This window comes from Rhizobium sp. IBUN (assembly GCF_000510625.1).
Classification (GTDB): Bacteria; Pseudomonadota; Alphaproteobacteria; order Rhizobiales; family Rhizobiaceae; genus Rhizobium; species Rhizobium altiplani.
Map to the genome: position 1 here is coordinate 45286 of NZ_AZNV01000001.1, position 23981 is coordinate 69266.

Annotated in this window: 25 protein-coding genes; 12 read left to right on the top strand and 13 right to left on the bottom strand. The window is 57.5% G+C overall.

The genetic code is table 11. The features are described 5' to 3' along the window. Positions 1–99: 99 nt before the first annotated feature. The 3 genes from RHIBUN_RS0100200 to RHIBUN_RS0100210 form a co-directional block, all read right to left on the bottom strand. On the bottom strand, positions 100–1377 hold the full coding sequence (locus RHIBUN_RS0100200) for a polyhydroxyalkanoate depolymerase (RefSeq protein ID WP_025657924.1): 1278 nt from the start codon (positions 1375–1377) through the stop codon (positions 100–102). 205 nt (positions 1378–1582) lie between these two features. Beyond that, positions 1583–2425 (bottom strand): fumarylacetoacetate hydrolase family protein, encoded by an 843-nt coding sequence (locus RHIBUN_RS0100205; RefSeq protein ID WP_025657925.1) that lies wholly within the window; start codon positions 2423–2425, stop codon positions 1583–1585. A 95-nt stretch (positions 2426–2520) separates the two neighbouring features. Beyond that, positions 2521–3474, bottom strand: a complete 954-nt coding sequence (locus RHIBUN_RS0100210) for a glutathione S-transferase family protein (protein ID WP_025657926.1) — start codon at positions 3472–3474, stop codon at positions 2521–2523. A 146-nt stretch (positions 3475–3620) separates the two neighbouring features. On the opposite strand from RHIBUN_RS0100210, the gene RHIBUN_RS0100215 reads away from it, so the two are divergent. Continuing rightward, positions 3621–3905 (top strand): DUF2218 domain-containing protein, encoded by a 285-nt coding sequence (locus RHIBUN_RS0100215; RefSeq protein ID WP_025657927.1) that lies wholly within the window; start codon positions 3621–3623, stop codon positions 3903–3905. A gap of 18 nt (positions 3906–3923) precedes the next feature. Then, on the top strand, positions 3924–4517 hold the full coding sequence (locus tag RHIBUN_RS0100220) for a nitroreductase family protein (RefSeq protein ID WP_025657928.1): 594 nt from the start codon (positions 3924–3926) through the stop codon (positions 4515–4517). A gap of 80 nt (positions 4518–4597) precedes the next feature. On the opposite strand, the gene gyrB is transcribed toward RHIBUN_RS0100220, so the two are convergent. The 5 genes from gyrB to RHIBUN_RS0100245 form a co-directional block, all read right to left on the bottom strand. Beyond that, positions 4598–7033, bottom strand: coding sequence for a DNA topoisomerase (ATP-hydrolyzing) subunit B (gene gyrB, locus RHIBUN_RS0100225; RefSeq protein ID WP_025657929.1), 2436 nt, complete (start codon positions 7031–7033; stop codon positions 4598–4600). Positions 7034–7167: 134 nt separating this feature from the next. Beyond that, entirely contained in the window at positions 7168–7545 is a 378-nt protein-coding gene (locus tag RHIBUN_RS0100230) for a helix-turn-helix transcriptional regulator (protein ID WP_018858960.1), read from the bottom strand. Next, a complete protein-coding gene (locus RHIBUN_RS0100235; RefSeq protein WP_025657930.1) occupies positions 7542–8105 on the bottom strand; it encodes a Smr/MutS family protein in 564 nt (187 codons plus the stop codon). Before RHIBUN_RS0100235 ends, RHIBUN_RS0100230 begins: the two co-directional genes overlap by 4 nt. Then, entirely contained in the window at positions 8105–9223 is a 1119-nt protein-coding gene (locus RHIBUN_RS0100240) for a murein transglycosylase A (protein WP_025657931.1), read from the bottom strand. The genes RHIBUN_RS0100235 and RHIBUN_RS0100240 overlap by 1 nt, the downstream gene beginning before the upstream one ends. Then, positions 9216–9920 (bottom strand): Tim44/TimA family putative adaptor protein, encoded by a 705-nt coding sequence (locus RHIBUN_RS0100245; protein ID WP_025657932.1) that lies wholly within the window; start codon positions 9918–9920, stop codon positions 9216–9218. Before RHIBUN_RS0100245 ends, RHIBUN_RS0100240 begins: the two co-directional genes overlap by 8 nt. Before the next feature lie 124 nt (positions 9921–10044). Between RHIBUN_RS0100245 and RHIBUN_RS0100250 the strand changes: the two genes are divergently transcribed. Further along, a complete protein-coding gene (locus RHIBUN_RS0100250) occupies positions 10045–10533 on the top strand; it encodes an FxsA family protein (protein ID WP_025657933.1) in 489 nt (162 codons plus the stop codon). A gap of 92 nt (positions 10534–10625) precedes the next feature. After that, positions 10626–11108 (top strand): protein-export chaperone SecB, encoded by a 483-nt coding sequence (secB, locus tag RHIBUN_RS0100255; protein WP_016556856.1) that lies wholly within the window; start codon positions 10626–10628, stop codon positions 11106–11108. A gap of 57 nt (positions 11109–11165) precedes the next feature. Here the strand turns inward: secB and dnaQ are convergent, their stop codons facing one another. From dnaQ to RHIBUN_RS0100280, 5 genes are read right to left on the bottom strand one after another with little or no spacing between them, the layout of a single operon-like run. After that, positions 11166–11876, bottom strand: a complete 711-nt coding sequence (gene dnaQ / locus RHIBUN_RS0100260; RefSeq protein ID WP_025657934.1) for a DNA polymerase III subunit epsilon — start codon at positions 11874–11876, stop codon at positions 11166–11168. Then, the gene (coaE, locus tag RHIBUN_RS0100265; RefSeq protein WP_025657935.1) at positions 11869–12480 is read right to left on the bottom strand and encodes a dephospho-CoA kinase; all 612 of its coding nucleotides are present in this window, start codon (positions 12478–12480) and stop codon (positions 11869–11871) included. Before coaE ends, dnaQ begins: the two co-directional genes overlap by 8 nt. Further along, entirely contained in the window at positions 12480–13337 is an 858-nt protein-coding gene (locus tag RHIBUN_RS0100270; protein WP_025657936.1) for a shikimate dehydrogenase, read from the bottom strand. Before RHIBUN_RS0100270 ends, coaE begins: the two co-directional genes overlap by 1 nt. Continuing rightward, positions 13330–13929 (bottom strand): Maf-like protein, encoded by a 600-nt coding sequence (locus RHIBUN_RS0100275; protein ID WP_025657937.1) that lies wholly within the window; start codon positions 13927–13929, stop codon positions 13330–13332. The genes RHIBUN_RS0100270 and RHIBUN_RS0100275 overlap by 8 nt, the downstream gene beginning before the upstream one ends. A 31-nt stretch (positions 13930–13960) precedes the next feature. After that, complete coding sequence (locus RHIBUN_RS0100280; protein ID WP_025657938.1) at positions 13961–14782, bottom strand: pyruvate, water dikinase regulatory protein; 822 nt, start codon at positions 14780–14782, stop codon at positions 13961–13963. A 426-nt stretch (positions 14783–15208) separates the two neighbouring features. Between RHIBUN_RS0100280 and hemE the strand changes: the two genes are divergently transcribed. The 8 genes from hemE (at position 15209) to RHIBUN_RS0100320 (ending at position 23980) form a co-directional block, all read left to right on the top strand. Beyond that, on the top strand, positions 15209–16219 hold the full coding sequence (gene hemE / locus RHIBUN_RS0100285) for a uroporphyrinogen decarboxylase (RefSeq protein ID WP_025657939.1): 1011 nt from the start codon (positions 15209–15211) through the stop codon (positions 16217–16219). A 3-nt stretch (positions 16220–16222) separates the two neighbouring features. Further along, the gene (gene hemJ / locus RHIBUN_RS0100290; RefSeq protein WP_025657940.1) at positions 16223–16759 is read left to right on the top strand and encodes a protoporphyrinogen oxidase HemJ; all 537 of its coding nucleotides are present in this window, start codon (positions 16223–16225) and stop codon (positions 16757–16759) included. A gap of 192 nt (positions 16760–16951) precedes the next feature. Next, positions 16952–18217, top strand: a complete 1266-nt coding sequence (gene rho, locus RHIBUN_RS0100295) for a transcription termination factor Rho (RefSeq protein ID WP_018858949.1) — start codon at positions 16952–16954, stop codon at positions 18215–18217. A gap of 95 nt (positions 18218–18312) precedes the next feature. Next, a complete protein-coding gene (gene mnmE / locus RHIBUN_RS0100300; RefSeq protein WP_025657941.1) occupies positions 18313–19626 on the top strand; it encodes a tRNA uridine-5-carboxymethylaminomethyl(34) synthesis GTPase MnmE in 1314 nt (437 codons plus the stop codon). A 106-nt stretch (positions 19627–19732) separates the two neighbouring features. Then, a complete protein-coding gene (mnmG, locus tag RHIBUN_RS0100305; protein WP_025657942.1) occupies positions 19733–21607 on the top strand; it encodes a tRNA uridine-5-carboxymethylaminomethyl(34) synthesis enzyme MnmG in 1875 nt (624 codons plus the stop codon). A gap of 32 nt (positions 21608–21639) precedes the next feature. Then, complete coding sequence (gene rsmG, locus RHIBUN_RS0100310) at positions 21640–22257, top strand: 16S rRNA (guanine(527)-N(7))-methyltransferase RsmG (protein WP_025657943.1); 618 nt, start codon at positions 21640–21642, stop codon at positions 22255–22257. Between the two features lie 17 nt (positions 22258–22274). Next, entirely contained in the window at positions 22275–23069 is a 795-nt protein-coding gene (locus RHIBUN_RS0100315) for a ParA family protein (RefSeq protein WP_025657944.1), read from the top strand. Between the two features lie 26 nt (positions 23070–23095). Beyond that, positions 23096–23980: a ParB/RepB/Spo0J family partition protein gene (locus RHIBUN_RS0100320; protein WP_025657945.1), complete on the top strand. Its 885-nt coding sequence runs from the start codon at positions 23096–23098 to the stop codon at positions 23978–23980. The last annotated feature ends 1 nt before the right edge of the window (position 23981 follow it).

Sequence of the window (23981 nt, forward strand, 5' to 3'; positions counted from 1 at the left end):
TGGAATCGATGTGGTTACACGCCTGGCCCGCTTCAAGGCAGCGCCCGCCCAAATCGGACAACGCCTTGAAATACAATCGCTAATTCAGAATATACTAAATCAGGCGGATTTTCCGCCCTTGATCACCCGTTTCACCACGGGCTTTCCCGAACGGGCATGTTCCTTCACGAAGCTGATGATCCGCGGCGCAATCTCCCGGCGGAAGCGTGAGCCGTTGAAGACGCCATAGTGGCCGACGTCGGGCTGCAGGTAGTGCATGCGCATGTTGTCGGGGATGTTGACGCAGATGGTCTGGGCAGCCTGTGTCTGGCCGACGCCGGAGATGTCGTCGTTTTCCCCCTCGACGGTGAGAAGTGCCACGTTGCGGATGGCCGCGGGATCGACAAGCTTACCACGGTGGAGCAGCTCGCCCTTCGGCAGCGCGTGCTTGATGAAGACCTGTTCGACCGTCTGAAGGTAGAACTCCGCCGTCAAGTCCATGACCGCGAGGTACTCGTCATAAAAGTCGCGGTGCTTTTCGGCCGGCTCGCCATCGTTCTTCACCAGATGCATGAAGAACTCCTTGTGAGCGATCACGTGCCGATCGAGGTTCATCGACATGAAGCCGGACAACTGCAGGAAGCCGGGATAGACCGGACGCATGAAGCCCGGCTGCGGCCAGGGCACATTCATGATCACATTATCCGCGAACCATTCCAGCGAGCGTTCCTTGGCAAGCTGGTTGACGGCTGTCGGGTTGATGCGCGTGTCGATCGGTCCGCCCATCAGGGTCATCGATGAGGGCGAAAACGGATCGTTCTCCGCTTCCATGAGGGCGACGGCAGCCAAAACCGGCACGGAAGGCTGACAGACGGCAATCACATGCGTATCCGGGCCCAGGAAGCGAAGCATCTCGATGACGTAGTCGATGTAGTCGTCAAAATCGAAGGTGCCTTCCGTCATCGGCACCATGCGCGCATCGATCCAGTCGGTAATGTAAACGTCGGCGCTTGGCAGCAACGCTTCGACCGTGCCGCGCAGCAGTGTCGCGTAGTGGCCCGACATCGGCGCGACGATGAGAATGCGCGGGTCTGGCGCATGGCTGCTTGGAACATTGCGCGCGAAATGGAGCAGATTGCAGAAGGGATGCGACCAGACGATCTCTTCCCGTACGGCCACCTTTCCTTCCTCGACAACAGTGTCATGCAGACCGACGGCCGGTTTGCCGTAGCGTCGGGTCGTCCGCTCGAACATCTCGAGACTCGCCGCCATCGTACGCCCCCAGGGCGTCTGCGAAATCGGATTGAGGGGATTGGCATAGACCATGCGCATGATATCGGCGAAAGCCCGATAAGGCGCCAATGCGGCATGGTTCAATTCATAAAGCTGATAAAACATGAGATGCGCCACCTTTCTCTAACCTGGAAGACGACGCCGATTGAAAGGCATCGGATTCTTTCCAACGACGTGCTGGCACCTCAACGCAGATTAACAGGTTTTTGTTGCGCAGCAACATTGCCATCCGCACCGCAAAAAGAAATGCCGGGGAATTTACCCCCGGCATGATGGTGCGCTCGAATGCTTAATGATCGCAGAACGGACGTTATCGATCAGCCAGGAAGGTCTGCTTCTGCGTACCCAAGCCTTCAATGCCGAGCTCCACGACGTCGCCAGCCTTGAGGAAGCGCGGCGGTTTCATGCCCATGCCGACGCCCGGAGGCGTGCCGGTCGAGATCACATCGCCCGGATGCAGCGACATGAACTGGCTGAGGTAAGACACCACATGAGCGACACCATAGACCATGGTTTTCGACGAGCCGTTCTGCATGGTTTCGCCGTTGACCTTCAGCCACATGCCAAGATTTTGCGGGTCGGCAATCTCGTCCTTGGTGACGAGCCAGGGTCCGATCGGACCGAATGTGTCGCAGGACTTGCCCTTGGTCCACTGGCCTGCACGTTCCGTCTGGAAGGCGCGCTCCGAAACGTCGTGGGAAACACAGTAGCCGGCAACATAATCAAGCGCTTCGGCCTCGCTGACGTACTTTGCCGTCTTGCCGATGACGACGCCGAGTTCGACTTCCCAATCGGTCTTTTCGGAGCCACGCGGGATCAGGACATTGTCGTTCGGCCCGACGATGGCCGATGTTGCCTTCATGAAGATCACGGGCTCCGGCGGAACAGTCGCGCCGGTTTCAGCAGCGTGGTCAGAGAAATTGAGGCCGATGCAGATGAACTTTCCGGTGCCGGCAACGCAGGCGCCAATGCGACCCGAGGCGAGTTCCGGCAGGCTCTTCGCGTCAAGAGCCTTGAGTTTCGACAGGCCCTCGGGCGAAATCGCTTCGCCGCCGATGTCCGAGACGTGCGCCGACAGATCGCGGATCTTGCCATCGGAATCGAGCATGGCCGGTTTCTCGCGACCAACCTCTCCAACACGCATGAGCTTCATAATATTTCCTCCTAAGCAGCATCCACGTTTTGATCACCTATGAACGAGATATTCACCGGTGTCATTATGGCTTTTTGCCGAAGCGGTACGCTGCTTCAGAAAATTTCGCCTAGATCGGGACCCGCAGGCACGATGCCTGCGGGGTTGAGGCTTTCAATCGAGTAATAGCCGCGCTTTATGTGGTCGAAGTTGACGGTCTCGACGACACCCGGCCAATCGAGCATTCGCCGGCAGAAGCGGCGAAGATTCTTGTAATCCGAGAGACGGCGCAAATTGCATTTGAACAGGCCGTGATAGGCGATATCGAAGCGCACGAGCGTGACGAAAAGACGAATGTCACTTTCAGTCGGATGGTCTGCAAACAGGAAGGGCCGATCGCCAAGCTCTGTTTCCACCCAGTCGAGGCACTTGAATACACCGGCAAACGCTTCCTCGTAGGCAAGCTGCGTCGTGGCAAAGCCCGCGCGGTAGACGCCATTGTTGAGGCTCGGATAGATCAGTTCGTTGAAAGCGTCGATCTCGGTGCGACGCGCTGCCGGATATAGGTCGATCGGATTGCGAGCAAGATCGCCGAAACCTTCGTTCATCATCCGCAGGATATCAGCCGACTCGTTGTTGACGATCGTCTGCAACTGCTTGTCCCAAAGCACGGGCACGGTTGCGCGGCCGGTAAAGTCGCGTGCCGCACTCGTATAGATCTCGTGCATATACGTTGCGCCGTGAATGTGATCCCGCGTGGCGCCCGGATAGTCGCCGAACCGCCAGCCCTGCTTCGTCAATACCGGCTCGACGACTGAAACCAAGATGGCCGATTCCAGCCCCTTCAGCTTTCGGCCGATCAGCGTCCGCGATGCCCAGGGGCAGATATAGGCCACGTAGAGATGATAGCGTCCCGCCTCGGCCTTGAAGCCGCCCTCTCCCGTCGGGCCCGCCGCGCCGTCAGGGGTAACCCAATTGCGGAAGCTGGAGATCTGACGGACAAAGCCGCCCTTCTCGTCCTTCGCCTGAACCGGCTGCCAATCTTCCGTCCACTTTCCATTTACGAGCAAGGCGTTTTTCCTCTCATGCTGATATTGGCGGAACTTAGCGTGCCTTTACGCGCGTGGGAGGCCACTATTGTTGAAACAGACTGTGCACCGGAGTTGCTTGCCAAACGCATCGGATGGGGCCTAAGGAAGGCAGGAAGGAGCTTGATATGCCTGTTTCGACCTCGACTGTCGCCACCGAACACGCCAGCAAGTATCTCCAACAGCTCTGCAAACACTGGAGCCACAAGTTTACCGTGGAATTCACGGCGGAAAGCGGGCGTGTACCCTTCAGTGATACCGCCGAAGTCACGTTTTCAGCCGATCACGCGGCGCTTCATATGAGATTGTCGGCCGCTGACCCGGCCCAGATAGAGCGATACGAGAATGTCGTTGCCGACCACCTAAAGCGATTTGCTTTCCGCGAAGAACTCCACATCACCTGGAATGCCTGAACAGCACTTGGAAGAGCCATGACAAAGAGCAATAGCCGTGAATCCCAATATTCGATCGACCCCTTGTTTCTCGAGCGCTGGTCACCGCGTGCCTTTACCGGCGAAGTGATCGATGAATCGGAGCTTCTGACGATACTGGATGCCGCGCATTGGGCACCGTCGTCCGCAAACCAGCAGCCGTGGCGCTTCATCTATGCGCTCAAAGGTTCTGAGGACTGGGACAAGTTCGTTGGTCTCCTCGTCGAGTCAAATCGAGAGTGGGCAAAGAACGCCTCGGCGCTGATCTACGTCGTCTCAAGAGGCTTCAGCGGCGACTTCTCCGAAGGTAGGAAAAGCTACACACACTCGTTCGACGCTGGCACTGCTTGGGGTTATCTCGCGCTTCAGGCCCGGCTTTCGGGTTTCTACGCTCACGGGATGGGCGGCATTAAGCACGAAGAGATCCAGCAAACTTTTGCTATTCCCGAGGGTTACCGGGTGGAGGCGGGCGTCGCGTTGGGACGTCTTGCCGATAAGAGCGTCCTTTCGGAGCGGAACCAGGAGCGGGAAGTTCCGAGCCAGCGCAAGCCTCTTTCAGAGGTCGCCTTCCGCGGCAAGTTTATCGCCAACTAGACTAGTTCTCACGCAAAAGCCCCCGCGTCGATGCGCGGGGCTTTTTTATGCGGCCTCTAGGCGGAAACGAGCTCCGCTCGCTAGATATCGAGGTTTGCTACGTTCAGCGCGTTGTCCTGGATGAACTCTCTGCGAGGTTCGACTTCGTCACCCATCAGGCGTGCGAACAAGCCGTCAGCGTCCGTTGCATCGGCAACCTTCACCTGCAGCAGCGAACGAACGTTCGGATCGAGCGTGGTTTCCCAGAGCTGCTCGGCATTCATCTCACCGAGGCCTTTGTAACGCTGCATCGTCAGACCCTTGCGGCCGCTCGCAAAAATCGCGTCCAGCAGTGCCCGTGGTCCGGAAATCTCGACATCACCGTCGCGTCGGGAGAGTGACGGAGGCACCTGATAGATGTCCTTCAAGCGAGCCGACAGCTGATCGAGAAGCCGCGCGTCCTGCGAGCCGATCAACGCCATGTCGAGAACGACAACTTCCTTCACGCCGCGCACCATACGCTCAAGTTTGATGCCGCCTTCGCTCGTGAGGCCCCCTTCCCAACCGCGCTCTGTCTCTTCGGCAATCAGGTCAAGACGTCTGGCGACTTCACCGGCGAGCTGTTCAGCTCTCGAGCGGTCGCTAACGGCTTCAGCATTGAGAGCACCAGCAATTGCTGCCTGTTCGACGGCAGCGCGATTGTAGCGCGAGTGCAGATTGTCAAGGAGCGCGCGGAGGCGCAACGCATCGCTAATCACCTCGCCAAGATCCTGGCCGGTCCTCACTTCGCCGCTGCCGAGCTTTAAGGCAGCATCTTCGAGACCCTGGCCGACTAGGTAGTCCTCAAGGGCCTTCTCGTTCTTCACGTACTGGATCGATTTGCCGCGCGAGACCTTATAAAGCGGCGGCTGGGCGATGTAGAGATGGCCACGCTCGATCAGTTCCGGCATCTGGCGGAAGAAGAAGGTCAACAGCAGCGTACGAATGTGGGCGCCGTCGACATCAGCGTCCGTCATGATGATGATCTTGTGGTAGCGCAGCTTTTCGGCATTGAACTCGTCCTTGCCGATGCCTGTGCCGAGCGCGGTAATCAGTGTACCGATTTCCTGGCTGGACAGCATCTTGTCGAAGCGAGCACGCTCGACGTTGAGGATCTTGCCACGCAGCGGCAGGATCGCCTGGTTCTCGCGCGAACGCCCCTGCTTGGCCGATCCACCCGCCGAATCGCCCTCGACAAGAAAGACTTCGGATTTGGCCGGATCGCGCTCCGAGCAATCGGCGAGCTTGCCGGGCAGAGAGGCAATGTCGAGAGCGCCCTTACGACGCGTCAACTCACGCGCCTTACGGGCCGCTTCGCGCGCCGCGGCGGCTTCGACCACCTTGCCGACCAGAACCTTAGCTTCCGTCGGATGCTCTTCCAGCCACGTGCTCAGCGCTTCGCTGACTAGGTTCTCGACAACGGGGCGAACTTCCGAGGAAACCAGCTTGTCTTTGGTCTGCGACGAAAACTTCGGATCCGGCACCTTGACGGAAAGAACGGCGGTCAGGCCTTCGCGGCAATCGTCACCGGTCAGCGTCACCTTTTCCTTCTTCGTGATACCCGAGGTATCGGCGTAGGAGGTGATCTGGCGGGTCAGCGCGGCGCGGAAGCCGGCCATATGCGTGCCACCGTCACGTTGCGGAATGTTGTTGGTAAAGCACAGGACGTTCTCGTGGTAGCTGTCATTCCACCACATTGCGACTTCGACGGTAATCCCGTCCTTTTCGCCGCGGATCGCCACCGGCTTGTCGACAAGCGGCTTCTTGGCGCGGTCGAGATAGGAGACGAAGGCCTCCAGGCCACCGTCGTAGAGCATCTCTTCCTGCTTGATGTCCGAATGACGCTTGTCGCTCAGAAGGATGCGAACGCCCGAATTCAGGAAGGCGAGCTCACGCAGGCGATGCTCCAACGTGGCGTAGTCGAATTCGGTCATCGTGAAGGTTTCAGTGCTCGGCATGAAGCTGACTTCGGTGCCGGTTTCATCACCAGCGTCGCCAATCACCTTCAACGGCGCATCGGCTACGCCATGCGTGAAACTCATTTCATGAATCTTGCCTTGACGGCGGATCTTCAGCCTCAGCCAGACGGAGAGCGCGTTAACGACAGAAACACCAACGCCGTGCAGACCACCGGAAACCTTGTAGGAGTTCTGGTCGAACTTACCGCCGGCGTGCAGCTGGGTCATGATGACCTCGGCTGCCGACACGCCTTCGCCGGTATGAATGTCCGTCGGGATGCCGCGGCCGTTGTCGGTAACGGTGACCGACCCATCGGGATTGAGCGTCACGGTCACGATATCGGCGTGGCCTGCGAGCGCTTCATCGATCGCGTTGTCGACGACTTCATAAACCATGTGATGAAGACCCGAGCCATCATCGGTGTCACCGATATACATACCCGGGCGCTTACGCACTGCATCAAGGCCCTTCAGAACCTTGATCGAGTCTGCGCCATATTCGGTACTAACGCCGTTTTCCGTCGTGGGTATATCGGTCATACTTTTCGAGAATTTCCCTGTTGTCGGGGCTGAAGTGAGACTTGCGAATCACCTGCCTTATACATGCCAGAATATAGGGTTTTTGATCCAAGTTCCCAATGCCAGCGCGCTTAACCTGGCCATAAATCAGGGGATTATGACCGTTTTCCGTCCGCTTTTCCGCCGTTTTTAAGAATGCTTGTCAGTTGGCCAAGCGTCGTTTGGTCGAGATCGCGAATACGACCCGCCAGGAGGTTCGCAAAAGCGGTATGTTCGGCCGATAAACCCGATGTATCGACGACGACGCGGGGGTCCGAAGAACGGGCCAAAAGGAAGAGTTCTTCGGCCTCATCCCAGATGATGTTGAAGTAGCCGGCGATCCGCTGGAGCAGATCGAAGGTCGGCAAGCCGCGCCTTCCATGTTCGAGGGCCGACAGATAGGCCGGGGACACATTGAGGGCTGCCGCCATCTGTTTCTGCGAGACACCCTTGCGCTCTCGCAGCTTGCGGACGGCCTCACCGAACGGCGTCACGATCTCTCTCCATGCCGGCGCGACAGCCGGATATACAGGGCGCCTTCGCCTCCGTGATGGTGGGCTGCTGTTTCATAGGACGAGATGAAATACCGAAACTCCGGCTTCGAAAACCACATCGGGACGGCGCGTTTCAGGGCACCTTCGCTGCCGAGCGAACTGCCCTTGCCGGTGATCACAAGCACATGCCTCATCCCTCGTTCATGGGCTCGCATCAGGAACTCGAGCAGCAATATATGCGCTTCGCTCTGGACCAGCCCATGCAGGTCGATACGGGCTTCCAATGGCACGCGGCCCTTGGCGATCTTACGCTTGACCGGCCTTTCGAGCGGGTGATGGATACCCGAGCGTGTTTTGGAAACAACCGGGACCGTGGGCCCGGCATCAGTTTCGGAAGGTCGCTTCGCGGCGGCGGCCGTTTGCTGTTCAACCTCCACCTCTGTCAGAAAAGCATCGAGCTCGGCTAGCTGATCCTTCTTGCCGGGCATTGGACGCGTGCTCCGTGCCACCTTGCCCCAGAGTATCCTTTCATCCGTGTTGAGCTTCCGGTCTCGAGCCATCAGGCGAACCTCGCGGCGGCGGCATTCGGAAGCAGAATGACGAAGTCGGCGTCGTGGCGCACTGTTCCAGCGAGCTCTCCTGCATCATCCCCTGACCCGGTGAAAATATCACCCCTCGCCGGACCGACGATGGCAGAGCCCGTGTCGAGAGCCAGCATCACTCGCGCGAACGGCTTGTCGCCATCGAGATGGACAAGATTCTCGGACCGAATGAAAAACGGGAAGCCAAAAGTATGGATGAGCCGATCGACTGCGAGCGAACGGCCGGCAATCAGCGGCACTTTTGCTGCGGCCACGGGCCCGGCGTTCAGATCTGCGCTGGGGACTTCGCGGAAGAAAATGTAGGAGCGATTGTGCCACAGGACCTCATCCACCTGCCGCGGATGGTCGCCGAGCCAGCGCCGAATAGTCTGCATCGAAATCTCGGATCGTTCGATTTCCCCGCGCTCGATGAGTAGCTTGCCGATCGCCGAGAAAGGATGTCCCGCCTTTGCCGCATAGGTGATGCGTCCAACCCTGCCATCAGGATACCGCAAGCGCGCCGCACCTTGAACATGGACGAAGAAGACGTCGACCTTCGACTTTGCCCAGGCAATCTCCAATCCCCTGCCCGCCAGGAAGCCTTCATCGATTGCCCGCCGGTCCGGATAGGCTTCGATGCCATCGGAGGTCAGCCGGCCGAAAGCGTAGCTGTCCGGCAGACCCACAGGGCGATTACCCTCATCAAGGTCGATCAGGTCTTCGGGGCGGCGATAGAAGGGAAAGCGATACTCATCATCCGGCACGGCCGAGACCATAATCTCAGGCTCGTAGAAAGCGGTGACGAAGCCCGGATTGCCGTCGATGCGACGAATTCTGAAGGGTCGACAGTGGGATTGGAAGAAGGTTCGGGCATCGGCTGCCGACGAGATATTCTCGCTGCGCGCTGCTTCAAGCAACGGTAGAAGGTCCTGAGCCGTCAAGCCGAGCGAGCCCGTCCGATACGGCTTGATGTCAATGACCTGCCGCCGGCATGCTTCCATCGCTTCAAAAAGGCTGGAAGGATCATCATCCTTCCAGCCTTGCAGATCGTCAAAGCTTATTGCTTGAAGGGCAAAGCCCGGAGTGTCTTCACTCATGTTCCGATTCGGTGGCCACGAGTTTCCAGTTGGGATCGCGGGAGCGGGTATCGCGCGCAAACGTCCAGAGATCATTGACCTCGGCAACGTTCTCCGCGTCGCCATCGATGAGCTTATCAGCCTTGTCGTAAGTGGCCGAAATCAACTGGCTGACGATACGAACGGTAATCTGCACCTCCGTGCCCTTAATCTCGGTGCTGGCGATTTCCGCCTTGTCGATGCCGACGAAGGTCGATTTCACCTTGTCGCCTTTGGATTCGCGCTCGGTGATGGCTGCGTCGAAGCCGTCATAGACTTCACGCGAAAGCAGGTTCTTCAGCGTCTTACGATCGCCGTCCGCAAACGCCATCACGATCATCTCATAGGCCATGCGGGCGCCATTGACGAATTCCTTCGGATTGAAGGAAGCGTCTGCCTTGTTGATTTCGCGCAGCGATTCATTGAGTGAGGTGCCGGCTGGTGCGAAAGCATCGATTGCCGCAAAGCGATCGTCTTCCTCAGTCGCTGCGTCACGGCGCGGCAGGGTCACCACTTTACCGGCATCAGGAGAATCAGGTCCAACGGCATCCCGCGGCGTATAAAGATCGCGCGGGGGTTTCTCATTGCCCGTACGGCGGCCGAGAACGCTGCGCAGCTGCAAAAAAATCAGCACCGCCGCCACAAGAAAAAACAATGTGATGAAGTCGTTTGAACCCATATCCCGCCGCTGCCGCTGTTAACATCCCTGATTTGTACTCCCATATAGTCCGCCTATACAGATGATTCAAATAGGGTCGACAACGCGACCCTCCAACGGAGTCCGGCTCAGCCGGAATAAAACGATGCCCTTGAAGATCCTGCCTGGTTTTCTGCTGCTGCTTCCGCTCGCCGAGATTGCCGGTTTCGTGCTTGTCGGAAAGGCGATCGGGCTTTGGCCGACGCTGGCGCTTGTCATATTGAGCTTCATGGTGGGCATGGGCCTGCTCAGGCGCCAGGGCATCGGGATTCTCCGCCGTATGTCTGCGGAGGGGCGAAACGGCATGGTGCCGGGGCGCGAGCTGCTTCGACCAGCGATGTTCGTGATCGCTTCCCTGTTGCTGATGATCCCCGGCTTCATCACCGACATCGTGGCTCTGTTGATCTTCATTCCGGCTGTGCGCGATCTTGCCTGGCAATATGTCAGCCGTCGTTTCGTCGTCGTCGGCTCAACGAGCGGCTTCGACACGTCGAGCCGCCCCAAGGACTCCAAGATCGTCGACCTCGACGACGAGGATTATCGACGCGAACCCAACGACAACTCTCCCTGGTCAGGGAAGCATCTCGGCAAGTGAGGAACCGTCCCCGCCGGCCGACTGGCCCAGGGTTGTAACACTATGCCCGAAATGATAGAGCGGCACCATCCAATGCCCTCGAGGAAAAGCCAATGGCCGACGAAAACAGCAATAACGGTGCAACGAGCCCGAGCCTTACCATCCTTGCGCAGTACACCAAGGATCTCTCTTTCGAAAATCCGGGTGCTCCGCGTTCGCTGCAGGCGCGTGACAAGGCTCCGGCCATCAATATCAATGTCAACGTCAACGCCAATCCGCTCTCCGATACGGATTTCGATGTCGTTCTGTCTCTGAACGCAGAAGCCAAGGATGGCGACAAAACGGTATTCCATACCGAACTCGTCTATGGCGGCGTCTTCCGGATTGCCGGGTTCCCGCAGGAGCACATGCTGCCGGTTCTCTTCATTGAGTGCCCGCGCATGCTGTTCCCGTTCGCACGTCAGATCATTGCCGACGTCACGCGCAATGGCGGCTTCCCGCCCCTGATGATCGATCCGATCGATTTCTCTCAGATGTTTGCGCAGCGGGTTGCCGAAGAGCAGGCCCGTGCCAAGGTACAGGCAACCACGAACTAACAGTTCGCGCATAGCACGCTGCAACAAAATGAAATGCCCGGGTCGCCCCGGGCATTTTTAGTTTGCGAGATCGTATTTTCCCCAGACGCCCTTCGCGCCGAGTTTGGCAATCAGCGCGTCATGGGCTTGCTGCTCTGCTTCGCTGAGACGTGGCGCAAGGGGCCGCGGACGCACAAGCGTCCCGATAATAATCTCCTCCACCAAGCTTTCCTGACCTGCCGAATTACTCGCGACGGTGCCGAGGCCAAGGGCGGCCTGACGACCACCGATCATCTCGATGTAGACATCGGCCAGCAGTTCGGAGTCGAGAAGCGCGCCGTGCTTCGTTCGATGCGTATTATCGATGCCATAGCGGCGGCAAAGTGCATCGAGGGAGTTGGGTCCCATCGGATGCTTGCGGCGCGCCATCGACAGTGTGTCGAGCACCCGGTCGGGCAGGATCGACGGCAAATCGAGCCTTGCGAGCTCGGCGTTTATAAAGCCCATATCGAACGTGGCGTTGTGCGCGATCCACTTCGCGTCACCAAAGAAATCGATAATTTGCTGCGCAACATCTGCGAACGAAGGCTTGTCCTTCAGAAACTCGTCTGTGATGCCGTGCACGGCAAGCGCGTCCGGGTGCACTTTCTGGTCGCCCGGATTGATGTAGATGTGAATCGTATTCCCAGTCGGAAAATGATTGAAAAGCTCGATGCCGCCGATCTCGATAATGCGGTCCACACGGTTATCGAGGCCCGTGGTTTCCGTATCGAAAATAATTTCACGCATTCAGGAAGTCCCCGCTGGCGAGCCGCCGCTTTAGATCCGAGACGATCTCGGCGACCCGTTTTCTGGCCGTTTCGATGCTGTGCCCGGTATCGATCACATAATCGGCTCTTGCGCGCTTTTCCGCATCCGGCGTCTGGCGCGCAAGAATCATATCGAATTTTTCCACTGTCATGCCTGGCCGCGCAAGTACGCGTTCGCGCTGTATCTGTGGATCACAGCTAACGACCACGATCACATCGACCCTACTCTCGGCTCCTGTTTCGAACAACAGCGGGATATCGAGCAGCACCATGGGCGAGCCGCGCTGCCGCTCGCGTTCAGTGAATTCTGCTTCGCGTTTCCTCACGAGCGGGTGGACGATTGCTTCAAGGCGCTTGAACCCGTCGGCACTTCCAGCCAGCTGGCGGGCCAGTTCCTGCCGATCGACGGCACCCTCTTTCATGGTTCCGGGAAAGGCAGCATCGACAAGGGGCGCCGCCTCCCCCGCATAGAGATCATGGACGACGGCATCCGAATCATTCACAGGCACCCCCGCTTCTGCGAAGAGCTTTCCCATTGTTGATTTGCCCATTCCAATCGAGCCGGTCAGTCCGATCCGCAACATCAGTGCTTGTCCATATCCTCGATAATCAGCGCGCGCAGCTTGTCATCAACCTTCGGGCGATGCCCGAACCATTTCTCAAAACCTGGAACGGCCTGATGCAACAGCATGCCGAGACCATCGACAACGGCAAATCCTTGCCGTTCGGCTTGGACAAGGAAAGGAGTCTTCAGGGGGACGTAGACGATATCCGTTACGACGGCATCGGAGAGCAGCGGCGAAAAATCGATCTCCGGCGCATCCTCGCCGTCCATGCCAAGCGAAGTCGTGTTCACGAAAAGGCCGGCGCCGTGCATGACTTCCGCCAAGGCTGCCATCGAATGCGCTTTTACGCTCGAGCCAAACCTATCCGCCAATTCCTGAGCGCGTCCGACCGTCCTGTTGACCAGATGAATTTCCTTGATGCCCCGATCGCGCAGCGCCTGAATGATGGCGCGGCTCGCACCGCCGGCACCGAGGACCACGGCCGAGTGCGCCTTGTCCCAGCCAGGATGACGCTCGTCCAGATTTGCGGTGAAGCCGCCTCCATCCGTGTTCGTCGCTTTGAGCCGGCCCCCCTCCATCCAAAGCGTGTTGGATGCACCAAGTTCTTCAGAAAGCGCGTCCGGATCGTCAGCGAGTTTGAACGCCATCTCCTTGTGTGGGATCGTGACGTTGCCGCCTACGAAGCTAGCCTCGCCGCTCTTCAGCGATGCGATAAAGGCTGGAAAATCGGCTGGCGCGACTTCATGGGCGCGATACGATCCCGGCAGTCCAAGTGTCTTGAGCCAATAGCCATGGATCAGAGGCGACCGGGAGTGTTTGACAGGAAACCCCGTGACGAAAGCCCGCGGCCCGAATGTTTCACGTGAATCATCCATCAATCGCACCCAATTCTCTCAACTTTTCCAACAGAGGTAGCATCGGTAATCCCAGGATTGTAAAATAGTCCCCGTCGATCCGCGAAAACAATTGAAGCCCCTCCCCCTCGAGTTGGTAAGCGCCGACGCTCGTGAGTGCCTTCTCTCCGACGCGCTTTAAATGCCGCTGGATAAAGTCCGCATCCAGCGGACGCATCGTCAGCTCAGCGTGTGAAACATGCTCCCAGACGATGTCGCCGTCGTAGGCAATCGCGATCGCACTGTTCAACCGGTGCATCTGGCCCGACAGTATGCGAAGGTGGTTCTCCGCATCAGCCATATCCCTGGGCTTATGAAAGGTCTGCGGGCCAAGAGACATCGTTTGGTCCGAGCCGATCACCAGACAGGCCGGATACCGATCACTGACTTCTTTCGCCTTCGCCTTGGCGAGAACGAGGGCCACGGCATCCGGTGTTGCGCCTTCTCGTTCGAGCGGCGCTTCGACCGACCGCTCGTCAATATGAGCCGCATGAGCCTCGAAGGTGAGGCCGGCATTTTGCATCAGCATGCGACGGAACGGGCTGGAGGATGCGAGGATAAGCTTCGGTGTCATGGAGCCTCGAACAGGTTTGGTGCGGCAGCGCTTAACGCAGCTTCGGACGGAGAGCAACAATCGCCGCCGCGGTCTCTTCGATGGAGCGGCGCGTCACGTCGATGAGTGGCCAATTGTGCCGGGCGCAGAGCGACCGTGCGTATTTCAACTCCTCCGATATGGCGGCTCGGTCCGTGTATTGCCCGCGATCAAAACCGGGGGTCGCTCCGAGGATACGGTTCTCCCGGACCTGAGAGATGCGATCGGTGGTAGCGATCAGACAGACGATCAAGGGTTTGGTGGTCGCGAACAGGCTTTCCGGGAGCGGCACGCCATAGACGACGGGGATGTTGGCGGTCTTGATACCACGATTGGCGAGGTAGATGCTCGTCGGCGTTTTCGACGTCCGACTGATGCCGAGAATCACGACGTCGGCGTCATTGTAATCATCGGGCATCTGGCCGTCGTCGTGATCCATCGTGAAATTGAGCGCTTCGATGCGAGCGAAATAGCCGGCATTCATCACATGCTGGGCACCGACACGCCGGCGCGACGGTGCGCCAAGATAGATCTGAAAGGCGTCCATGACGGGCTCGAGCACGTTCACGGAAGCGACACCCATCTCCGCACAGCGCTGATCGACCAACGTCGCGAGTTCACGGTCAACGATCGTATATAGAACGATCCCAGGCTGACTATCAATCGTCTGTAAAACCTGCAGAAGCTGCTTGCGATTTCGGACCAGCGGATAGACGTGTTCGATCGGCTGAGCGGATTTGAATTGTGCCGACGCGGCGCGCCCGGCCGAAATCAACGTTTCGCCGGTCGAGTCAGAAATCAGATGCAGATGGAAGAAGTTCGTGCGGTTCTCCACGCTATTTTCCGGGGCCTGTTGAAAAGACTGGACAACGGAGAGCTAAGAGACACGGCACGGGTAAGGCAAGGGAAAACATGCCGCCTTTTCCACAAATGGAATTTCGTGGGAGCTGCTAAACGCGCTTTGTTGGTTCTGTGGACAGCTCCTGAAAGTTCCGCGCCTTTCCAAGGCTTTTCCACAGTTCAACGCCAAAAGGCTGCCTTTTATTTGATTGGAATCATTTGCGTTTTCTTAGTTATCCACGATATCGGCTTGATAAGCTGTTATTCTGTCCATTGGAATCGGCGATGGCGCGACAAAACGCTCTGGTCGTGGACAGATTTTAATCCTTGATAGAAACAGACTCTAAGAAATAGAAACCTTTTAAAAGATCTTTGTATTTTTATAGGGAAGAAGCGCGTGGGTGAAAGCGGTCGGAAAATCATGAGAGTCTTGGACGGCGAAACGCTCAGTCCTCCTCCAATCTGGCTGATGAGACAGGCGGGACGATATCTCCCCGAGTACAGAGAAACGCGCGCGAAAGCCGGGAGTTTCCTTGACCTCTGTTATACGCCTGATCACGCAGTCGAGGTAACGCTCCAACCTATCCGCCGTTATGGCTTTGATGCAGCCATCCTCTTCTCGGATATCCTTGTGATCCCGGATGCGATGAAGCGCAACGTTCGCTTCACGGAAGGGCATGGACCGGAAATGGATCCGATCGACGAAGCTGGCATCGACGGGATCGAGACAGAGCATGTCATCGCCTACCTGAAGCCGGTTCTGGAAACGGTGGAGCGCCTGCGACGCGAACTTCCTTCCGAGACGACCCTGCTCGGCTTCTGCGGCGCACCGTGGACGGTTGCGACTTATATGATCGCTGGCCATGGAACGCCTGACCAGGCTCCAGCGCGGCTATTTGCCTACAATTATCCGAAGGCCTTCGAACGCTTGCTCGCAGTCCTGGCTGAGGTGTCGGCCGATTATTTGGTCGCGCAGATCGATGCGGGTGCCGATGCCGTGCAGATTTTCGATTCCTGGGCTGGTGTTCTCGGCGAGCGGGAATTCGAGGCTTTCGCCGTGAAGCCTGTTGCACGGATGATCGCGTCTATCAGGGCGCGGCGTCCGAACGCTCGAGTGATTGCCTTTGCCAAAGGCGCTGGGTTCCTGCTGAGAGATTATCGGCAGAAGACGAAGGCTGATGCGATCGGGCTCGACTGGTCGGTGCCTTTGGATTTTGCCGCGGAGCTGCAGAAGGACGGAGCCGTGCAAGGCAATCTTGATCCGATGCGTGTGGTCGCCGGCGGTGCGGCGCTGTCGGAGGGGATCAATGATATTCTCGACAACCTCGGCAATGGTCCGCTGATATTCAATCTCGGCCACGGGATCACGCCACAGGCCGACCCTCGAAACGTGGCGCTGCTCGTCGAGCAGGTCCGCGGTTGGAGACGCTAGCACATGGCAAAGCAGACGGATGAGAGGCCGGGCACCTATGCGCGTCGCCGTGCCCACTTTGCGATCCTGTTTTTCGTGCTTCTTGGCCTGGGACTATTCCTCTGGAACCCGGACAATCTCTATCTCTGGATAAAGGCTCTTCACATTATCGCGGTGATCTCGTGGATGGCCGGACTGTTCTACATGCCGCGCCTCTTCATCTACCATACCGATGCGGAACCGGGCTCGACGCAGTCGGAGACATTCAAGGTGATGGAGCGTCGCCTGCTCCGGGTGATCATGAACCCGGCGATGATGCTGACCTGGATCTTTGGCCTCTATCTCGCTTGGTCCGTTTATGGTTTCCAGGGTGGTTGGCTGCACGCGAAGATCGGCCTGGTTGTGCTTTTGACTGCCGTCCATGTTTTTTTCTCGCGGGCAGCAAGAGCGTTCGAGCGCGATGAGAACCGCCATTCAGCGCGTTACTGGCGCTTCATGAACGAGGCGCCGACGGTTCTGATGATCGCGATTGTCATTCTGGTCGTGGTCAAGCCGTTCTGAGAAAAAGCGGGTTCGGTTAAATTTGCTTGATTTTAAGCAGCCCCCTTGCGGCGGTGAGCCTTACTCGCTATTTTCGCTCCACCTCATCCTTGTGGCATGTATGTAAAGTTCGATCGTCTGCGATCCCTTCGCAGGACCGATTACAGCCCTCGACATCGCCTCCCCCCTGAATTTAAGAGTAATGGTCACTTCATGGCTGAAATGAAGCTTCAAGAACTTAAGAGTAAGTCCCCGACGGATCTGCTGGCATTTGCCGAATCGCTCGAGGTCGAAAATGCGAGCACGATGCGCAAACAGGAATTGATGTTTGCAATCCTGAAGGTGCTTGCCAGCCAGGATGTGGAGATTATCGGCGAAGGCGTCGTTGAAGTGCTCCAGGATGGCTTTGGCTTCCTGCGCTCTGCCAACGCCAACTACCTCCCGGGCCCGGACGATATCTACATCTCACCCTCCCAGATCCGCCGCTTCTCTTTGAAGACCGGCGACACGGTAGAGGGTCCGATCCGCGGGCCTAAGGAAGGCGAACGCTACTTTGCGCTGCTCAAGGTCAACACCATCAATTTCGACGATCCCGAGAAGATCCGTCACAAGGTGCATTTCGATAACCTGACGCCGCTCTATCCGAACGAACGCTTCAGGATGGAATTGGATATCCCGACCTCGAAGGATCTTTCGCCGCGCGTCATCGATCTCGTCGCGCCGCTTGGCAAGGGCCAGCGCGGACTGATCGTCGCTCCGCCGCGTACCGGTAAGACGGTTCTGCTGCAGAACATCGCGCACTCGATTACGGCGAATCATCCCGAGTGCTATCTGATTGTTCTTCTCATCGACGAACGTCCGGAAGAAGTCACGGACATGCAGCGTTCCGTTCGCGGCGAAGTCATCTCCTCGACGTTCGACGAACCCGCTGTACGCCATGTGCAGGTGGCGGAAATGGTTATCGAAAAGGCAAAGCGCCTTGTGGAGCACGGCCGTGATGTTGTGATCCTGCTGGATTCGATTACGCGCCTCGGCCGCGCATACAACACGGTTGTCCCCTCGTCCGGTAAGGTTCTCACGGGTGGCGTCGATGCGAACGCCCTGCAGCGCCCGAAGCGCTTCTTCGGCGCAGCGCGCAACATCGAAGAAGGTGGTTCGCTTACGATCATCGCGACCGCGCTGATCGATACCGGCAGCCGCATGGACGAAGTGATTTTCGAAGAGTTCAAGGGAACCGGTAACTCGGAAATCGTTCTCGACCGTAAGGTTGCCGATAAGCGTATCTTCCCGGCCATGGACATTTTGAAGTCCGGCACGCGTAAGGAAGACCTCCTCGTTCCGCGTCAGGATCTCCAGAAGATCTTCGTGCTGCGCCGCATCCTGGCTCCGATGGGAACGACCGACGCGATCGAATTCCTGATCGACAAGTTGAAGCAGACGAAGAACAATCCGGACTTCTTCGATTCTATGAATACGTGATCCTTAGCCGGATTCTTTGATAAGCCGGTCACTGCTGTGGCCGGCTTTTCCATTTGTAGCGAAAACTCTCTTCAGCCTTGAACTGGAGTAGTAAAATGTCGTCTAACAATGAAACGATCTTCGCGCTCTCGAGTGGCCCTGTCCCGGCCGGCTTGGCCGTCGTTAGAATTAGTGGAGAGGAAGTGCCGGCGGTTGTCGCCTCTCTCGTTGGCGACGTGCCGCCTGCGCGGCAGGCAGCATTACGATCGATTCGGACTCGTAATGGTCTTGTCATCGACACCGGCCTTATTCTGTTCTTTCCGGCACCCCATTCCTTTACCGGCGAGAATGTTGCCGAACTGCACCTGCATGGCGGCCGCGCGGTCGTCGACGCATTGCATCGTGAGCTCGTCCAATTCCGCAATCTGCGGCCGGCGGCACCAGGCGAATTTTCACGGCGAGCATTTGAGAACGGCAAGCTCGATCTAATCGAGATCGAAGGCTTGGCAGATCTTATCGCCGCCGAGACTGAGATGCAGCGGCGTCTCGCGGTCGAGCAAAGCTCCGGGGGGTTGTCGTCGATCTACAATGGCTGGTCAGACAGGCTGACGCGTGCACGCGCACTGATCGAGGCCGAACTGGATTTTCCCGACGAAGAAGACGTTCCGGGTTCAGTCTCAGATCAGGTTTGGGCGGATGTGGCGAGCCTGGTTAACGAATTGAAAAGCCATCTGGAGCAACTCGAAGCCGGAGAGATCATCCGCGATGGGTTCAAGGTCGTCATAGCGGGCAAGCCGAATGCCGGCAAGTCGAGCCTTATGAACGCCTTGGCGAAACGCGATGTTGCGATCGTCACTGACATCGCTGGCACGACACGGGATGTGCTGCATGTCGATCTCAGCATGGATGGCTATCTTGTCAAGCTCTACGACACTGCTGGTCTGCGCGAGACGGATGAGATCGTGGAGCGCGAGGGCATTCGACGGGCTGAGAAGATCATTGCAGAGGCCGACCTGGTAATTTTCATCGAGGACGTATCGATTAAAAGTGAAGCTGAGGAAGTGCCCGACGATGCCGTTCTGGTAGGAACGAAATCCGATTTGCCGCGTCAAAGTGCTAGAGAGTTTGATCTATTGATTTCGATCACGCATGGAATTGGTCTCGATGCGCTCCGAAGCTTGATCGTTGACCGCCTTAAAGCAAAGGTACATCCGCAGTCCATGGCGATCCCGAGCCGCGCACGCCACAAGGAAACACTGACACAGACATTGGCTGCGCTGCGAGCGTCACTTCATGACCCTCATCGTGGTCTGGATCTACGGGCCGAGGACCTGCGTGTCGCGAGTGACGCCTTGGGACGAGTGACTGGTTGTGTGGATGTCGAGAATTTGCTTGATGTGATCTTCGGTGAATTCTGCATCGGAAAATGATTCACGTGAAACATCGGAATCATGCCCTGTCATCTGGTTTCACGTGAAACGCCTTGACTCCCTGGGCGACATCGCTCATCACCTGACGATCTCAGGAGCTTAAATAATGGATACCTCACGGTTCGATGTCATCATCATCGGAGGCGGGCATGCTGGATGCGAAGCCGCTGCCGCCGCCGCGCGCCTTGGAGCGAACACGGCGCTGGTGACTCATCGTCGCGATACCATCGGGATCATGTCCTGCAATCCGGCGATTGGAGGACTTGGCAAAGGACACCTGGTCCGAGAGATCGATGCCATGGACGGTCTGATGGGCCGCGTTGCTGATGCGGCCGGCATTCAGTTCCGGATGCTGAATCGAAAGAAGGGGCCGGCTGTTCGCGGCCCGCGTAGCCAAGCGGATCGGAAGCTCTATCGGCAGGCTATGCTTGCGTCGATCGAGAGCATTGAGAATCTCACTGTGGTCGAGGGCGACGCGTTCGATCTATCTATTAAAGACGGTCGGATCGCCGCGGTTGTCATGAAAGATAGCCGGATTCTCAAGTGCGCATCAGTTGTGTTGACAACGGGGACCTTCCTGCGTGGACTCATTCACATCGGCGACCAAAAGATACCCGCAGGTCGCGTTGGTGAAGAGCCATCGGTGGGGCTTTCTCAAACGCTCTTAAATTTGGGCGTTCGTCTCGGGCGGCTGAAGACCGGAACGCCGGCGCGGCTGGATGGGACGACGATCGATTGGGAGAGTGTCGGCCAACAGGGAGCGGACGAGGATCCTGTCCCCTTCTCTTTTATGACAGATCATATCTTGAACCCACAAATCACCTGTGGCGTTACGCGCACGACGGAGGCGACCCATCGCATCATCGTCGAGAATTTGAAGCGTTCGGCCATGTATTCGGGGCAGATTGAAGGCGTCGGACCTCGCTATTGCCCGTCGATCGAGGATAAGCTTGTTAAGTTTGGCGAACGTGACGGACACCAAGTCTTTCTTGAGCCGGAAGGCCTGGATGACAGCACAGTCTATCCCAACGGTATCTCGACATCCCTCCCCGCCGAGATCCAGGATGCGTTCATTCATACCATTCCTGGTCTCGAACGGGTCCGCATTGTGCAGCCGGGTTATGCAATTGAGTACGATCATGTCGATCCGCGTGAGTTGAAACCATCGCTCGAAGTGAAGAAGATGCCAGGCCTGTTTTTGGCTGGGCAGATCAATGGAACGACGGGATACGAGGAGGCTGGAGCTCAAGGCCTCGTCGCTGGCATCAATGCTGCGCGCCTGGCTGGCGGTCAGGACGAGGTTCGCTTCAGCAGAACCGATTCCTATATCGGTGTGATGGTGGATGACCTGACCTCGCGCGGGGTTGCTGAACCATACCGTATGTTCACTTCCCGGGCCGAATACCGCTTATCGTTGAGGGCTGACAATGCGGATGTCAGGCTGACGCCGTTGGCAATACAGATAGGCGCAGCCTCGGCCGGTCGTCGGGACCGTTTTCAAGCCTATGGCGAGGCGCTGGATGCGGGCCGCGCTCAGTTGGCATCACTTTCCGTGACGCCAAGCGAAGCCGGGCGATTCGGTCTAAAGCTGAACCAGGACGGCCAACGGCGGTCGGCGTATGAGCTTCTGTCCTACCCGGATATTAGCTTGCCGGATCTTGCGCCGATCTGGCCAGAACTAAGAGAGCTGAATGGCCGCGTGGCTGAAGCTCTGGAGATCGAAGCGAGCTATGCGGTTTACATGGAACGGCAGTCGGCTGATATCGCTCACGTAAAGCGGGATGAAGACCGCGTGATACCGGCCGACTTCGATTTCAATGTGTTGTCCGGTCTGTCTAACGAACTGAAGCAGAAGTTGCGTACTATCCGTCCCTACAACGTTGCACAGGCAACAAAGATCGATGGGATGACGCCCGCGGCGATCTCGTTGTTGCTCGTGCACCTGCGTCGCGGCGCGACAAATGTTGCGGCATCCGCTTGACGTTATCCTATGCAATCTGCGAGAGTCCCACCATGCAACTGAACGGCCGACGTGTTTCACGTGAAACACAGGAACGTCTCGAACACTTTGTGGCCCTCTTTCAAAAGTGGGCGAAGTCGATCAACCTGACTGCACCGTCAACGCTCGCCGATGCCTGGAGCCGGCATATTGCAGACTCGGTGCAAATCTTCCAGCTCCAGCCGTTCCCTCGCACGTGGATTGACCTAGGCAGCGGGGGTGGCTTTCCGGGCATTGTGACGGCCATCATGCTGGCGGAGCTCAGCGATGGATGGGTCCATCTCGTGGAAAGCAATCACAAGAAGGCGGCCTTTCTGCGCACGGCGCTCCGGGAAACCGGCGGCAGAGGCTCTATTCACGCTGTTCGAATAGAAGACGCCCCTGCCATCGTGGAGAACTGCGACTTTGTTTCCGCGCGAGCGCTTGCGGACCTAGGCAAATTGCTGGGCTTTATTGAACCGTGGTCGAAACGGAATGAAAACCTCCGAGCTTACTTTCATAAAGGCCGGGATTACCGGAGCGAGATCGAGAAAGCGCATGGTGACTGGAGATTCGATCTGTTAGAACATAAAAGCGCTGTCGAGCAGGATTCCGTCGTTTTGGAAATCTTCAATCTCCAGCGTGTGGCTTAACAGATCGGGCTTTGGCTATGGCTGGCGAACGAAATCGTATAATCACCATCGCAAATCAGAAAGGTGGCGTCGGCAAGACCACGACTGCCATCAACTTGGCAACAGCTCTGGCCGCGATCGGCGAGCGGGTCTTGATCGTCGATCTCGATCCGCAGGGTAACGCCAGCACGGGCTTGGGGATCGATCGCAAACATCGCCGGCTATCTTCCTATGATCTTTTGCTCGGGGACTACGGCATCGAAGAAGTGTCGCAGGAAACCGCTGTTCCAAACCTCTACATCGTGCCGTCGACGATGGACTTGCTCGGCATTGAGATGGAGATTGCGAGCCAAAGCGATCGCGTTTTCAAACTCAAGAAGGCTTTCGCGAAAGAAGAGGCTTTCCGCTTCTCATATATTCTCGTTGACTGCCCGCCCTCCTTCAATCTGCTCACGATGAATGCGATGGCGGCCGCACATTCGGTGCTTGTGCCTCTGCAATGTGAGTTCTTTGCATTGGAAGGACTGAGTCAGCTCCTGGAGACGGTCGATCAGGTTCGACGTACCGTAAATCCCCACCTCGATATCCAGGGGATAGTGTTGACGATGTTCGATTCCCGCAACAATCTTGCGCAACAGGTTGTTAACGATGTTCGCACGCATCTAGGAGAGAAGGTCTACCACACGTTGATTCCTCGAAATGTTCGCGTGTCTGAGGCACCCTCCTATGGCAAGCCAGCAATTCTGTACGACCTGAAGTGCGCCGGCAGTCAGGCATATCTCCAGCTGGCGTCGGAAGTTATTCAGCGCGAACGGCAGCGTCTCGCGGCGTGATTTGAAAGAGAATGGCGAGTTTAGATATGAGCGATGACATCTCGAAAAGAAGGCTCGGCCGCGGGCTGGCCGCATTGATTGGTGAGATGGATCAACCGATGCCCGTTGATGCCGGCAAGCCCGGGGTCAGCGCCGATCGGATGGTCCCGATCGAGTTCGTCAGTCGCAATCCGCGCAATCCTCGACGGTTTTTCGACGATGGCGAATTGCATGAGCTCGCGGGTTCGATCCGGCAGCACGGTATCGTGCAGCCCATTGTGGTTCGCACATTGGCCGCCAGCCAGTTCGAGATTATAGCCGGCGAGAGACGGTGGCGCGCGGCACAACTTGCAGGCCTCGTTGAGATCCCGGTGATCGTGCGCGATGTCGATGACAAAACCGCTCTTGAGATTGCAATCGTAGAGAACGTTCAGCGCTCCGACCTCAATCCGCTGGAAGAGGCCCTCGGCTACGAGCAGTTGATGGCGGAGTATGGCTATACCCAGAACGATCTCGGCGAAATTATCGGCAAGAGCCGCAGTCACGTGGCGAATTCGCTGCGTCTCTTGAAACTGCCAGAGCCCGTTCGGGACCTTTTGGCCGCGGGAAGCCTCTCGGCCGGTCATGCCCGCGCCTTGGTGCCGACTTCCGATCCGACCGCCCTCGCCCGCACGATCGTTTCGAAAGGCATGTCGGTCCGTGACGCGGAGCGTTTGGCGCAGAATGATATCAAGGCTCAGTCGGAGCCGAAGATTCCGGGGCATCAGAAGGATCAGAAGGATTCAGATACGCTCGCCCTGGAACGCACCTTGTCGGATACGCTCGGCCTGGACGTGACGATCAATCACAAGGCAGGCGGCGGCCAGATCAGAATTTCCTATAAGTCGTTGGAACAATTGGAAGAAATCTGCCGGCTGCTCGAGCGCCGCTAAA

Excerpts from the sequence above, each read along its gene's own strand:
- RHIBUN_RS0100240 (WP_025657931.1), bottom strand. The coding sequence starts at position 9,223 with ATGAGTGAAGACACTCCGGGCTTTGCCCTTCAAGCAATAAGCTTTGAC.
- RHIBUN_RS0100215 (WP_025657927.1), top strand. The coding sequence starts at position 3,621 with ATGCCTGTTTCGACCTCGACTGTCGCCACCGAACACGCCAGCAAGTAT.
- dnaQ (WP_025657934.1), bottom strand. The coding sequence starts at position 11,876 with ATGCGTGAAATTATTTTCGATACGGAAACCACGGGCCTCGATAACCGT.
- rsmG (WP_025657943.1), top strand. The coding sequence starts at position 21,640 with ATGCAACTGAACGGCCGACGTGTTTCACGTGAAACACAGGAACGTCTC.
- RHIBUN_RS0100220 (WP_025657928.1), top strand. The coding sequence starts at position 3,924 with ATGACAAAGAGCAATAGCCGTGAATCCCAATATTCGATCGACCCCTTG.
- RHIBUN_RS0100320 (WP_025657945.1), top strand. The coding sequence starts at position 23,096 with ATGAGCGATGACATCTCGAAAAGAAGGCTCGGCCGCGGGCTGGCCGCA.
- mnmG (WP_025657942.1), top strand. The coding sequence starts at position 19,733 with ATGGATACCTCACGGTTCGATGTCATCATCATCGGAGGCGGGCATGCT.
- RHIBUN_RS0100315 (WP_025657944.1), top strand. The coding sequence starts at position 22,275 with ATGGCTGGCGAACGAAATCGTATAATCACCATCGCAAATCAGAAAGGT.
- RHIBUN_RS0100200 (WP_025657924.1), bottom strand. The coding sequence starts at position 1,377 with ATGTTTTATCAGCTTTATGAATTGAACCATGCCGCATTGGCGCCTTAT.
- hemJ (WP_025657940.1), top strand. The coding sequence starts at position 16,223 with ATGGCAAAGCAGACGGATGAGAGGCCGGGCACCTATGCGCGTCGCCGT.
- RHIBUN_RS0100250 (WP_025657933.1), top strand. The coding sequence starts at position 10,045 with ATGCCCTTGAAGATCCTGCCTGGTTTTCTGCTGCTGCTTCCGCTCGCC.
- gyrB (WP_025657929.1), bottom strand. The coding sequence starts at position 7,033 with ATGACCGATATACCCACGACGGAAAACGGCGTTAGTACCGAATATGGC.
- RHIBUN_RS0100270 (WP_025657936.1), bottom strand. The coding sequence starts at position 13,337 with ATGGATGATTCACGTGAAACATTCGGGCCGCGGGCTTTCGTCACGGGG.
- RHIBUN_RS0100205 (WP_025657925.1), bottom strand. The coding sequence starts at position 2,425 with ATGAAGCTCATGCGTGTTGGAGAGGTTGGTCGCGAGAAACCGGCCATG.
- rho (WP_018858949.1), top strand. The coding sequence starts at position 16,952 with ATGGCTGAAATGAAGCTTCAAGAACTTAAGAGTAAGTCCCCGACGGAT.
- RHIBUN_RS0100235 (WP_025657930.1), bottom strand. The coding sequence starts at position 8,105 with ATGGCTCGAGACCGGAAGCTCAACACGGATGAAAGGATACTCTGGGGC.
- hemE (WP_025657939.1), top strand. The coding sequence starts at position 15,209 with ATGAGAGTCTTGGACGGCGAAACGCTCAGTCCTCCTCCAATCTGGCTG.
- mnmE (WP_025657941.1), top strand. The coding sequence starts at position 18,313 with ATGTCGTCTAACAATGAAACGATCTTCGCGCTCTCGAGTGGCCCTGTC.
- coaE (WP_025657935.1), bottom strand. The coding sequence starts at position 12,480 with ATGTTGCGGATCGGACTGACCGGCTCGATTGGAATGGGCAAATCAACA.
- secB (WP_016556856.1), top strand. The coding sequence starts at position 10,626 with ATGGCCGACGAAAACAGCAATAACGGTGCAACGAGCCCGAGCCTTACC.
- RHIBUN_RS0100275 (WP_025657937.1), bottom strand. The coding sequence starts at position 13,929 with ATGACACCGAAGCTTATCCTCGCATCCTCCAGCCCGTTCCGTCGCATG.
- RHIBUN_RS0100245 (WP_025657932.1), bottom strand. The coding sequence starts at position 9,920 with ATGGGTTCAAACGACTTCATCACATTGTTTTTTCTTGTGGCGGCGGTG.